Genomic DNA, 12837 nt, shown 5'->3' on the forward strand with positions numbered 1-12837 from the left:
AGCGTTCAAACGTGTGTACGTCAATTGCCTTTATCAATCGCAGCCTGATGATTCTTCACAAAATCCTCTGGTGTTACCGCTTTGCCAAACAATGCTTGAATCATGTCCAGATGTGCCTGAGCAGCTGCCGGTTTCATCTGCACGTCTGCAAAGAGTGTGAGACTGCTGGCCTGATTCAATTCGTTCAGTAGGTCAATATACAGCTGTGGAAGCTGTACTGCAGCCGTATCCACTTTGGTTGCCGGGATGACGCCTGCTTCAGTCACCGAACTCTCACCCCATTTTTCCACAAAGTATTGCACAAACTTCTGCGCTTCTTCCTTCACTTTGGAGTTCTGGGCCACGAACAGTCCTACACCTGGACCACCTACCCAGCTGTTAATATCGCTCTTGCCATCTTCCATCGTTGGGAATTTGAAAAATCCGATCTTGTCCTTGAATTCCTGCGGAATATCAGGATTGGTCGTGAAGTTTGGCAGTTCCCAGGTACCCATCAGGTACATGGCAGCTTTTTCGTTCATGAACTCCGATTTGCCCTCATCGTTAGACAACCCGTTGAAGCCTTTGTTGAAGGCATTCATATCCACCAGTTTTTGTACCTCGGCAGCAGCTTGAGTAAGCGCAGGATCGTCAAACTTGCCAGAGCCATTGATGGCCTTTTCCAGTGCATCTCCACCTAACCGATTCGCCAGATACATATACCAGAGTGAGCCGGTCCAACGGTCTTTATTTCCGAGTGCGATCGGCACCTCACCGTTCTCTGTCAGTGTCTTCAGCACACTCAGGAATTCATCGTACGTTGCTGGCGGCTGCAAGTTATATTTCGCAAAAATGGCTTTGTTATAATAAATGGGGGAGATATTCAACTCGATTGGTAGCGCATATGTTTTGCCGTCTATCGCATAAGCTTCTGTTGTTCCGGCTATGAATTTCTCGCCCAGCGAGTCGCTCAGCAGATCATCGACCGGTGCGAACAGATTGCCCTTCACATAAGGTTCCAGAAATCCAGCAGCCCAAGTTACACCAACATCGGGAAGTTCATTGGATGCCGACAGGATTTTCAATTTGTTCTTATATTGTTCATTCTCCAGCACTTCCTGCTTAATGGTTACATTCGGATGATCCGTTTGATACTGCTTGATGATATCGTTGACCAATTTGTTTTGCTGTGCGGAGCTGCCTGCTGGCCAGAGGTGCATGAATTTGAGGGTTACTTTCCCATCTGTGCCGTTGCTGCCCGTTTCACCCTCTTGATCCGAACTTGAACTGTTACATCCGGATAAAATTACGGCGAGAACCAGCGTCCATGACAGAAGAATGGCCATCGTCTTTTTGCTCATTATTCCAACCCCCTTGGTTTTTTCGGTTAATGTAACCGCTTTAACCAAATTGTAGCACGGGCCTATCACACCCATAATACCAGAGTGATTTGGAAAAACTCCACTTTTTTGAGGTTATTTGTTATTTCGTTCAGATAGGGAATGCCGATATTTGCTTGGACTTAGCCCCTCAAGACTTTTAAATACCGTGATAAAATACTTATCCGTCTGATAACCCACCTGTTCCGCAATCTCCGAGATTGGCATCGTTGTCTGCACAAGCAACTCCTTCGCGCGCTGAATGCGTTTGCGGGTCAGGTATTCACTAAAATTGATGCCGATCTGTTCCTTAAATAATACACTGAAGTAACTGGAGTTGAGATGGAGTAAATCAGCGATTTCACGCATGGTCACATGTTCACCCAGATGAGTATCCACATAGGCCAAAGCTTCACTGATCTGGCTATTGAGCCTTTGTTCCCCGCGCTCTTTAAAATCCAGCAACTTGGGATCAACCAGTTCCTTCATCGTTTGAATACGTCGCTGTTGTTCACTGAACTTCAAGGCTTTTTCGACGGTCTGCACCAACTGTTCCTTATCAATCGGTTTCAACATATACTCCACGACACCCAACTTAATGGCCTGCTGGGCGTACTGAAAATCGGCATGCCCCGACATAATCAGGACAACAGGCTTGTTCGAAAAATGTTGAATGGCTTCGATCAGAGACAAGCCAGAGAATTCCGGCATGCGAACATCCGTTATTAACAGATCTGCCGGCTTTTTCTTGAGCCATTCCACGGCCTCGACGCCACTTTCTGCAGTCTGAATGTGATTTCGTCCTGCCGACCATCCTTCCAGTGTCTTGCGAATACCCTCTCTTGTACGCGGCTCATCATCCACGATAAGAATCGTTTTGTCATGAATCATATGCACCCTCCGTTCCCTTGGGAATCTCAAAGCAAATGACGGTCCCTTCCCCAACCTTGCTTGTAATGGAAAGCCTGCACCGTTCGCCAAGTTGGCTGCCAAAGTAAAGCTTCAGCCGCCGATGTACGTTAATCAGACCTACACCTGTCCCCTTGTTGGATACAGATGGGCCGCCATGTAATGCGTGAATGACAGATTGAAGCCGTGATTCATCCATACCTGGACCATCATCCCGAACCTCAATGTGAACCAGATTTTTCTCAGTCGAAGCCTCCACATGGACGCTTATCTTTCCCGGGCCCAGTTTACTTTCAATGCCATGAAGAATCGCATTTTCCACCAAGGGCTGTATGAGCAGTTTCGGAATTGGGACCTTACGAACCGCATCGCTCAGCTGAATCTCCCATTGCATTCTATCTCCCAGACGCATCTGCATAATTCGAAGATAACGCTCGGCGTGTTCCAGCTCGTCGGCAATCGTAACCCATTCATCCTGCTGCGAACTGGAGATAATGTAGAGAAATAATCGGGACATCGCCACGACCATACGTGCTATCTCCTCGTCTCCCTTTTCTTCAAGGGACCAATAGAACGCCTCCAGCGTGTTGAATAGAAAATGGGGATTAATCTGAGACTGCAACGCCTTCAGCTCGGCCCGGGACTGCATGATTTCCTTCTCATGAACCACACGGGTCAATTCGTTCTGCCTGTAGACCATCTGGTTATATACATCGTTAAGTTCATTGATCTCCATCGTAGAGCTGACCATCAGATTCGGCCTCATTGCTCCCGGCTCCGCACTGCGCATGGCCCGCATCAGGCGGATGAGCGGACGTGTAATCATTGTGGATAGAAAGAACGACATAATAAGGAACAGAACAACACCAATGATTCCCGAGACGAGAAGCGCTGTCCTCAGAATGGACACACCTTCCGTTGTCTCCTGCAGCGGGGTCAGGACAGCAAGTGTCCATCCCGTTATTTCAGACTTTTGCCGGACGACGATATAGGATTTCTCCCCGTTCTGGACAACTGATCCGCTGTCCAATATGGCCTTTGGATCGAGATTAATTTCCAGGTTGGAAGTCACCACTTCTCCTCCCCTGTCCAAGAGAATGATGGAGTCCTGCGAACCATCTGACCCATTCGAATCATTGAGTTGAAAAAAACTGCGTTGCATCCGCACTACCACATAGCCTCCATGTTCGAAAGAATGCTCCAGCAGGTTAATCCGCCGAATAGCCAGAAGCACACCCGGATCTTCAGGGTCAGCGCCTGCCCATACCAGTCTGCCTTTTCCTTCATCCGCCAGGCTGATCCAGTTGCGCTCCACTCTGAGATCGAGGGATCGGTCATCCATCGGAAAGATGCGGTTATAACCCGTAGTGTATATCTCCATACTTTGCGCGCCATTGATGAAAGACTGATAACTGCCTGCAATCTGCAAAAGAGCTTGGCGCTGATTAAAGGTGGCCGGGTTGCCTTGCTTCTCATCGCTAAGCAGACGCTGCACATATGCATCATCCGCCACCTGAGCTGTCAGGGAGTTCACTTGTGCAATGAGTGCATCCAATCTGCCGCTGGCTTGGACGGCAGTTTGATGAATATGTTTCTCCGCATTGCTTTTCAGCAGAGCAGCTACCCGATCATAAGCCGTTATGCCTGCGAGCAGCAGAACAACAAGCATCACCATAACAAAACCAATAAATATCTGATTGCGAAGTGAGTTGAAATGCCCTTTTTTCCCGTGCAACTTCCCCAATCTCCTCTCTTTTTTTGCATGTAAAAGGACCCACCACCTTACGCCCGTGCTCTTGAAGACTGGGTACAAACGATGCCGGATTTATCTACGTATTCAGTTTCTCTCGTTAAAGCGCTTGCAAAATTGAACCTTAATCTTCTTTTCACTATCTTTGTTTACCGATTAAACTAACGACTAAAAAATAGCATAGTTTTACAGCTTAATCAATCCTCTTAAGAGTTCCCAAACGTTAAATGACAAGGATCAAAAAAAAGAGAGGGGACTCTTGCAGTCCACCTCTCTTTGTTCATACCCCTTCACACCTATTCTTTTCTGTAGCACATCTTCAGTTATTTCACAGACCCTTGTGTAACCCCGTTGATAATCCACTTCTGTGCGAACAGGTAGATGATAATCATCGGCAGCAACGCGAGCAGGTAGGATGCGAATGCAAGGTTAAACTCGGTATTAAACTGTCCTTGGAATACATACTGTACCAGCGGCAACGTGTACTGTCCCGGATCACTGATAATAATGAGTGGCAGCAAGAAGTCGTTGTACGTGGACAGACAGGTAAGAATACCAACCGTGGCACTGATGGGTGCCATGAGCGGGAAAATGATTTTCCAGAACGTGCCCCAAGTTGTCGCCCCATCCACAAATGCCGCTTCCTCCAGTGCTACCGGAATGGACCGGATGTATCCAACGTACACAAATACGTTAAATGCCAGACCATAGACCGTGTGCAGCAGGATCAGACCTACCAGATTCGTCATCTCTAGCGATGCAGTCAGCTTAACAATCGGCAGCATGATGATTGGGAACGGAATGAACATCGCGCTGACGAAGTAATAATACAATCCTTTGAAAAACTTGCGTTTCTCCATATTCCGCGCAATCGCATAGGCCACCATCGAGTTACTGAGCAACGTCAAAAGCACGGTGGATGCAGTCACAATCGCACTGTTACGAAACGACTGGAAGAAGTTCGTCATGTCGATGGCCCTCGCGAAATTCTCCCAGTGAAGCGTTGTCGGAAAGGCAAAGACCGATTGGGCCATCTGCTCCGGATTTTTCAAAGCAATCGTAACGGTCATATACAATGGGAACAGGATAAACAGGGTACCCAGCACAACGAGCAGCATAACGAGCCAATTGATTCGTGTACGGCTTCTCATTACAGATCCATCTCCCTTCTTTGCAGGAACCGGATTTGCAGAATTGAAATCACCGCAATAACGATGAAGTAAATAACCGAGTTCGCAGATTGATACGCATATTCGCCGCCTTCAAATCCTCCGGTGTAGATCAGATGGGAGATGGACTGCGTCGCCCGTCCGGGACCACCGTTGGTCAAGGCTACGATTTGGTCAAAGACCATAAGTGAATTTTTCATCGCCAGCACCATATTAATGGTGAAGAAAGGTGCAATCAGCGGGAATGTAATGCTCCAGAATTCACGCCATTTGCCTGCACCATCGAGATTGGATGCCTCGTATAGTGTCGTTGGTATCGTTTGCAGACCAGCCAAATACAGAATCGTATTCAGGGCCACCGATTGCCACACTGCAACAATGACGATACCGATCCAAGCCAGACTTTCGCTACCGAGTATGTTCGTGGAGAGCGCATTGATGCCCAGATTTTGTCCCCAGATCGGGAAGACATTGGAGAACAGGTAGTTAAATATGTAACCTACAATCAATACACTCAGAATATTGGGCAGGAAATAGATGCCGCGGAAAAAGTTACGGAACTTGATCTTGGCATTCAACCCGAGTGCAATGAGCAGGCTCAGAATATTGGTCAGGATCGTCACCACGATCGCAAATTTGAACGTAAACCAGTAGGCGTTGCCTACATTGTCATCCTGGAACAAGTTGAAATAGTTTTTGAAACCAACAAAATCATACTCTTTCCCGAATCCGTTATAATTCGTAAATGAATAATAGATGCCCTGGAGGGCCGGCAGCGTCATAAATACGAAGAACAATACTACCGCCGGAACCGTCATACAGTAATAAGGTGCGATACGCTTGTTCATATTCCATCCTCCTTCAGACAAGGCTTAGCGCCGATTGGCAACCTTGTCCCATTCTTTGTCGAGTGTATCTAAATAGTTGTCGATGTTTTGGTTCTGCAAAAAGGACTGTACGATGGAATTCAACTGCACGGCAGCCGGAATATAGTGATCGGCAAAGTCAACAACCTTGCCCTGCTCAATATAAGGCATCAATTCCTGTACGGCAGGATCATCCTGCTTCACATCTTCTACCGCAGAGAACAGCGTCTGTTCATCAATGTACCTTCCGATATTTTCAGGCTTTAACAGGAACGCAATAAACGTCTCTGCCTGCTCGCGATTAGGCGTGTCCGCCGCAATGGTAAACAGGGAGTCGATCCCGTTCACCAGCTTGATCTCGCTCGCATCATTGCCCGTAGGGAATGGGAAGAAACCGATGTCTACATTCGGGTTCGCTTTGCGAATCTCCGAGATGGCCCAGGTTCCCTGGATGTACATAAAGGCTTCACCGTTAGCAAAAGCACGGTTACCGTCCGAATAAGCTTTACCAAAGTTATCGCCATGACCGTACTTCATGAGTTCAAGCTGCTTCTCAGCTACCTCGCGGTACTTCTCCTTGAACGTCACTTTGTCATCGCGCCGCTCTTGGTAGAAATCAATACCGACCAGATTGGAGCCGAGTGCATTGAAGGGAAGGCTCGTCTGCCAGTCATCCTTGTATGTGAAGTAAAATGGAATCTCACCTGCATCTTTAATCTTTTGGGCGGTCGCAATGAGTTCATCCCACGTCTTGGGCACGTCCAATCCCATTTCCTTAAACAACGTTTTGTTGTACATGATGCCGTTTGCATTTGTTGCGTAAGGAATACCTGTCACTTCGTCCATGCCTGTGAGATCCTTGAGCATTTGTATGTAGTTCGGATCAATCGTCTGGAGTAATGAGCTGTCCGTCAGATCGGTGAAAATATCACTCTGGGCCAAAATGGAATAGGTATCGGTTGCACCCATGGCCATAATATCCGGTATATCATTTTTGACGACACGCGTCTTTAGGACGGTCTCCGCATCTGGTGGATTCACCTGAGTGACCTGAATATCGTCATGCTCCGCATTGAACGTTTTAATTAATTCATCAAAGGTTGTTTTGGCTTCAGGCTTGTTCTGGAAAAACTCAATCTGCACTTTGCCATTCGCGCTATCCCCACTGGTACAGGAAGATAGAAGTACAGCCATCATTCCACACAGCAACATTGTCCCGAGAGCCTTGGTAAGCGTTGTTCTCATGTTGTACCTCCCTCAGCTTTATAAATTGAACTAATATGATTTACACGGTGTCACTCCGATTGCAGTACCATCTTCCGATCGTTGTTATCCCCAGATTTTTTTGATTCCCTTCCTCAAAGGGAAAATCCGGTTTTTAGCGTATGCTTTCGAAGTAGCTTTCTTTCAGAAAGCTTTTAGCTGCGCTTCTTCAGATTGGTTCTGCACTCTCCGTGTTCGTGTATATCTTAGTTTCACTTTATATACGTAGAAATTTACCCATTCAAATGGTGAAATAACCATATGGTTAATACTTCCAAACCGACTTCAATCTGAATGAATGATATAAGTCTTTATTATTTCTAAAACGGTTTCGGTAAAAATGAATCACGGCAGTTCTTCCCATGACCCGAATCGGACATAACTAAAAGGACACTGGATGATATCCAATGTCCTTCATTTATTAAGCTTATATTCAGCAACTGTGCAGCTTTTATCTAACCTATTACGAACGCTCAACCTTCGGCAGTGCATTGCGTAAACGCTTGGCCCGATAACTCTGAAATGCACGAATCAACATGCCGATGATGATCATGACCACACCGATGTTAATTGCGACATCAGCGAGATTCAAAATCCCGCGTCCGGACGGAAACACGAGGAAATCCGTTACCCGAGCATAGATAAATCGATCAAGTGCATTTCCTAAAGCCCCGCCGACCATAAAGCCCGCGCCAGCTTGCATCCAGAAACCGCGAATCTCACCCTTACTCCGGTAATACAGCATGCCTGCTATAAACAGAACGGCGATCACACCGAACAGACGCGCATTTCCCTGAAACAGACTGCCCGCCATTCCACTGTTCTCGTAATGCTGCAATTGCATGCCAGAGTCACCCAGTCTCATCACGTCGCCAACTTCCATATACATTCTCACTGCAATCTTGGTTCCCTGGTCCACCAAAGTCACCAGCAGTGCTACAAAATAAAACAACATCGTGCTTCTCCTCCTGCCTACTGAGCGATAACTTATTTTAACTTTAAGAGTTTTGTATATTAGGTTCCCTTCACTTTAACACAGCCGATGTACGGTCTCCAAATGAGCCATCTTCAGCCACGCTTATAACATCCACTAACATCGTCCAGTCCGCACTCGGAAGGTACTGCACCAACCCATGTCGAATGTAGACATCAATCATATATGTAAAGGGGCTGCCTGTAATTTGAACCTGACCATGACAGAGAAATTAAAGGAAATGCAGCAGGAAGAAAAAGACTTGGTATTTGGCACATTTGATTCTGAAACAGCACTCCAACTTGGCTTGTATCTGGTTGAAGAAGCGAAGCGTCGTTCCCAAGCCGTGACCATCGACATCACTCTGAAGGAACATCGTCTCTTTTTGCATGCGATGGAAGGCACTCATCCCGACAATGAAGACTGGATTCGCCGCAAGAACAACGTAGTGAATCATTTCTCATCCAGCTCTTGGCACACAGCCCTGCGGTTGAGAAGTGAAAACCAGACACTTGAGCAGGATTTCAACCTGCCTTCATCGAACTATGTCCTGGCCGGTGGCGCTTTCCCGCTAATTATGGAAAATGAGGGACAGATCGGCACCATTACGGTATCGGGTTTGCCTGATGAGGAAGACCATGATCTGGTCACGACAGGCATTCGCTCGTTTTTGTTGCAGCAGGGTTAGATTAAAATAGGCAATAAAAAATCCGTACCTGGGATAGGCACGGATTTTCTTCTTTTTCCTGTAGTTAAATTCCTACGTTTATTGGATCGCTGAGAGAACGTCCAGCAGCATGGATTTGAACTTGGGCCGATCAATGGCCTCACAGACACGTACATTTGGCTCTTTGCCAAAACGTCCGTTGATATCAACCACACTGTATCCACGTGTCAGTTCTCCTGCCGCTTCCACATCCACATAATATTGACCCGACTTGGTCATGATGGATTCATCTGCCGCAACAGCCATCAGCAACGTATCGGGATGAGTGGTGCCATTGAGTTTATGTACCGACTTGTTGAACTGCATAACCACTTTGTTGATTGCGGTGAAGAAATCAGCACCCGATGTACCCAGAGCCGCAATCTCTGCATGATCGTCATCGTCCATGACCGAATATTGTGTGCACATCTCCCAGCCAACCATCGTGATCGGAATGCCTGCATGCAGTACAATTTTCGCCGCTTCCGGATCCACGTAGAAGTTATACTCCGCCGCCGGTGTAATGTTGCCCAGTGCGTTATTCGTTCCGCCCATGATGTACAGGTGAGCAATCTCCGGAATAATGGTTGGGTCCTTCTGGATCGCCATTGCAATATTGGTCAGCGGGGCAATCGCCAGAAGTTCAATTTCGCCCGGATGTGCATGCACCTTCTCAATGATAAAATCAACCGCATGCCCGCTCTCGGGACGCTGATCCGCCTTCGGGAAATGCGCGCCGCCCATGCCGTCATCGCCATGCACATCTTCCACTGTGCGGTGCTGAGCCTTTCCGTAGGCCATTAGCGGACGCTCGCAACCTTTATACACAGGCACCCTGCCGCCATGTCCAGCAACCTGTACCGTGTACAGGGCATTTTCAACCTCCTGGTCGAATTGTACGTTACCGCCCGTAATGGTGATGCCTTCCACCTGAAAGTGATGCAATGCCGTCAGGATCGCAATCGTATCGTCTCCTGCTGTATCTGTATCGATGATGACTCTTCTCATGATGCCGCGCTCCTTCTTCCGTTTGATATTCATTTAGAACAAAAATACAACATTACACTTAATAACTCTGCGTACAGAACAATCTTAAGATCGCTGTTACCCTCAGATTTTTTGTATACCTTCTTTCAAAGGTAAAAATCCGATGATAAAGGCGAACGCTTCGCTTCTCCAGATTTTTTCTATCCTCTTCGTTTTCGTGTAAACACTATATTCATTCTAAATTATCGTTTATCTCTAGGCCTATTTTACATCAAAAATGTACCGATGACGATGGAAACGCCGATGATAATCGAACGCAGCAGCTGGGCTACCGCCATATTACCTCGTGCAATTTCGTCACATACCCGCATTTTGGGAATCAGGAAATCAAATATAATATAGACCAGGCACAGCACAATAATTCCAAACGCCGACCACAGCAGCATATCCAACCACGAATGCGTCGAGAAAGATACCATGCCCACAATAATACACAGTCCCAGCAATTTGCTACCCATATACATGCCTGCCGCCTCGTTACCTTTGGCGATCTCCTCACTATCGTTATACCGGGTCAATTTGCTAAAAGCGAAATATCCACATACCAATACCACCAACAGAATGCCTACACCCACCGCCACATTCACGAGGTTTAATCCCAAGTTTTCCATTCCTTCTCCTCCTCATCATTCATCCGTTCACGAACCGTAGCCGCGCAATAATAGGCCATATCTCCAGTTACTTTCTCCCCGACCCGTGGTAACAACCCAGCCAAACGCCCACCGATAACAAACACCCCTGTAAGCAGATAACCGCTGTACGCTCCATCTTCCGTCTCGATCACGGCCTGTTCCATCGGCACCAGCTGCTGATAGATTTTGGGCTGATTTTCGTAATAAGCTGTAATCTCTTCATCCTCGTCTGTTGCCGCACTTGCAAGATTGGATTCCAGCGTCTCGTTAAGAGGATGCTCCATATCCTTCTTTCCAGGGACATTGTTCGTTCCTCCATCCAGCAAAAGAGTACCTCTGCCCTCGCGTCCCCAATAACTTTTGGATACATACGGTATGGCATTCAGCTCGAAAGGCTCAGCCGAAAAATAGGTGGGCAGCAGATATCGGGAAATCACGTCCATTTCTGCTCCATCAAAGAGGGTAAATCCGCAATATTCCGGGGTTTGCTCGTTACGCTCGTAGAGCGACCAGATCGCCGCCATGAAGGCTTTGCTCTGCATCAGTACATGCTGAACCGGATTCATCAGGCCTAGTCGTCCTTCACGTACAAGTTCAAGCAGCGCAGCCCCAATCTCCACCCCTGTCGTCTCATCCCGATCATCGATCAGATACTCCAGTGGATAAAGGCGATACAGCAGGTTAATCTCCCGACCCTGATGGTAAAGCGCCTCCCCAGGAACAATCTCCAGTTCCTCAAGTGGAGCATAGAAAACTTCGTATCCAGCTTCCTGACAACGTCTCATCAGGTATTCCGTATTCGTTCGATCTTCGACATGTTCGCCAAAAGAAGTAAACGTCACCGGACCCTGCAATCCTTGGTTTGTATAGAATTCCAGCCATATCCTGAAACACTCCCGAATACGTGTATCCATCTCGGCAGATGGTGCAGTCAACGCGGCATCCTCAGCAAGACCGACCAGGATATTTTCTAATGCAGCAGCCTCCGGTATGCCTGTTGGAGTGTCCGTATTATTTTCAATACACTTGGGCCCAGCCTCTCCAATAATCCAGTCCTGACGGGTAATGCCTCCAGTTACCATCTCCATACGTGCCGCCGAAATAAGCCCCGGATGGATACCCAACTGATGCTGCAAAAAAGAATCCGGCATGTATTGCTGGATAAATCGCATCACTTTACAGTAAATGCCGTCTACCGCCTCAGCTGCAATACGCAGCTCCTGTACCTCCGAGGGAGAATAGACCGTCAAAGCAGGCACACAATATTGCTTCCCGTACATTCGATGGTATGGAATCTGTTGTCCCGTTTCACCCTGAAATACCTCTTCGTGACTAAACGGCAGTTGAATCACTTGCCTCATCCGGTTATCCTCCCGAACTGCGGAAGAAGCTACCAAAGCCGCTTGATTTGGACTTGGATTTGCTATAAGAGCTGTTACTGTCCTTATTGCTTCGATACGACGACCCACCGTAGTAATAGTGCCCACTGCTGGAATCATATTCACATCCGGTATCATACTCCGGGTCACATTCATCATTGTTGCTGCCACAACCGGATAACACGGCAGGTACCGCCAGCATCAGGGAGAACGCAACCAGCTTTGCTTTTGAACCGGGTTTCGATGCTTGCCCCCGCTCTTGGTCACTCATTACAGATCCACCTCTTTCATATAAAACAACACTTTCTTGCGATCCGCATCCAGCACGGAATACAGGAATTCATACGTCTTGCCATCGCGAACCATGTAATGGTCCAGCAGTTGCTCGGCAAGCTCCATCGTATAGGTGGATGACGCTGTGAGTTCCAACTCCTGAAATGAACGTCCATTCCACAACATATACTCTGCACTGTACATGGAAGACATTTTGCACATCGCCAGCGCAGCATCCGCAATGGCTGCACCGTACTCATCCGGCATCTGTTGGTCATACGCCGTTACATATACTGCATGTTCCAGCCCATCCTGGCATTCATTGGACAGATGCGCCCAGAGTTTATTTTTCACCAGGGTGGCATCCACCAGTTTGCGCATGAACAGTTCATCTCGCGTGACTGAAGCCTGTTCCAGCACCCCCGTCTCCGCCTGTCGATCATCCGACCAACTCCGATACGTCAATGAATAATAGATCCCGATAACCTCCCTTTTTGTGAGCTCTTAGGTGA

13 protein-coding genes are annotated in these 12837 nt (G+C 47.5%); 1 reads left to right on the forward strand and 12 read right to left on the reverse strand.

Annotated features, from left to right (window positions below; genetic code table 11):
* Positions 1 to 20: 20 nt before the first annotated feature.
* From OM416_RS15510 to lspA, 7 genes are all read right to left on the reverse strand, one after another.
* Entirely contained in the window at positions 21 to 1340 is a 1320-nt protein-coding gene (locus tag OM416_RS15510; protein WP_264930845.1) for an extracellular solute-binding protein, read from the reverse strand.
* Between the two features lie 114 nt (positions 1341 to 1454).
* Positions 1455 to 2249 (reverse strand): response regulator, encoded by a 795-nt coding sequence (locus OM416_RS15515; protein ID WP_264930847.1) that lies wholly within the window; start codon positions 2247 to 2249, stop codon positions 1455 to 1457.
* Complete coding sequence (locus OM416_RS15520; protein ID WP_264930849.1) at positions 2239 to 4002, reverse strand: sensor histidine kinase; 1764 nt, start codon at positions 4000 to 4002, stop codon at positions 2239 to 2241. The genes OM416_RS15515 and OM416_RS15520 overlap by 11 nt, the downstream gene beginning before the upstream one ends.
* Positions 4003 to 4340: 338 nt before the next feature.
* Positions 4341 to 5168 carry a carbohydrate ABC transporter permease gene (locus OM416_RS15525; RefSeq protein ID WP_264930851.1) on the reverse strand — a complete coding sequence of 276 codons (828 nt, stop codon included), beginning with the start codon at positions 5166 to 5168 and terminating at the stop codon, positions 4341 to 4343.
* The gene (locus tag OM416_RS15530; RefSeq protein ID WP_264930853.1) at positions 5168 to 6034 is read right to left on the reverse strand and encodes a carbohydrate ABC transporter permease; all 867 of its coding nucleotides are present in this window, start codon (positions 6032 to 6034) and stop codon (positions 5168 to 5170) included. The genes OM416_RS15525 and OM416_RS15530 overlap by 1 nt, the downstream gene beginning before the upstream one ends.
* A gap of 24 nt (positions 6035 to 6058) precedes the next feature.
* Positions 6059 to 7249, reverse strand: coding sequence for an ABC transporter substrate-binding protein (locus OM416_RS15535; RefSeq protein ID WP_413775800.1), 1191 nt, complete (start codon positions 7247 to 7249; stop codon positions 6059 to 6061).
* Between the two features lie 529 nt (positions 7250 to 7778).
* Complete coding sequence (lspA, locus tag OM416_RS15540) at positions 7779 to 8270, reverse strand: signal peptidase II (RefSeq protein ID WP_264930857.1); 492 nt, start codon at positions 8268 to 8270, stop codon at positions 7779 to 7781.
* A 226-nt stretch (positions 8271 to 8496) separates the two neighbouring features.
* Between lspA and OM416_RS15545 the strand changes: the two genes are divergently transcribed.
* Positions 8497 to 8976, forward strand: coding sequence for a heme-degrading domain-containing protein (locus OM416_RS15545; protein WP_264930859.1), 480 nt, complete (start codon positions 8497 to 8499; stop codon positions 8974 to 8976).
* Between the two features lie 78 nt (positions 8977 to 9054).
* On the opposite strand, the gene OM416_RS15550 is transcribed toward OM416_RS15545, so the two are convergent.
* From OM416_RS15550 to OM416_RS15570, 5 genes are all read right to left on the reverse strand, one after another.
* The gene (locus OM416_RS15550; protein ID WP_264930861.1) at positions 9055 to 10002 is read right to left on the reverse strand and encodes a nucleoside hydrolase; all 948 of its coding nucleotides are present in this window, start codon (positions 10000 to 10002) and stop codon (positions 9055 to 9057) included.
* Positions 10003 to 10247: 245 nt separating this feature from the next.
* Complete coding sequence (locus OM416_RS15555; protein WP_017691702.1) at positions 10248 to 10652, reverse strand: DUF350 domain-containing protein; 405 nt, start codon at positions 10650 to 10652, stop codon at positions 10248 to 10250.
* Positions 10634 to 12034, reverse strand: coding sequence for a glutathionylspermidine synthase family protein (locus OM416_RS15560; protein WP_264930867.1), 1401 nt, complete (start codon positions 12032 to 12034; stop codon positions 10634 to 10636). Before OM416_RS15560 ends, OM416_RS15555 begins: the two co-directional genes overlap by 19 nt.
* Before the next feature lie 4 nt (positions 12035 to 12038).
* The gene (locus OM416_RS15565) at positions 12039 to 12323 is read right to left on the reverse strand and encodes a hypothetical protein (protein WP_036671603.1); all 285 of its coding nucleotides are present in this window, start codon (positions 12321 to 12323) and stop codon (positions 12039 to 12041) included.
* The gene (locus OM416_RS15570) at positions 12323 to 12790 is read right to left on the reverse strand and encodes a hypothetical protein (protein WP_264930875.1); all 468 of its coding nucleotides are present in this window, start codon (positions 12788 to 12790) and stop codon (positions 12323 to 12325) included. The genes OM416_RS15565 and OM416_RS15570 overlap by 1 nt, the downstream gene beginning before the upstream one ends.
* Positions 12791 to 12837 lie beyond the last annotated feature (47 nt).

Source organism: Paenibacillus sp. LS1 (assembly GCF_026013365.1).
Taxonomy (GTDB): Bacteria; Bacillota; Bacilli; order Paenibacillales; family Paenibacillaceae; genus Paenibacillus.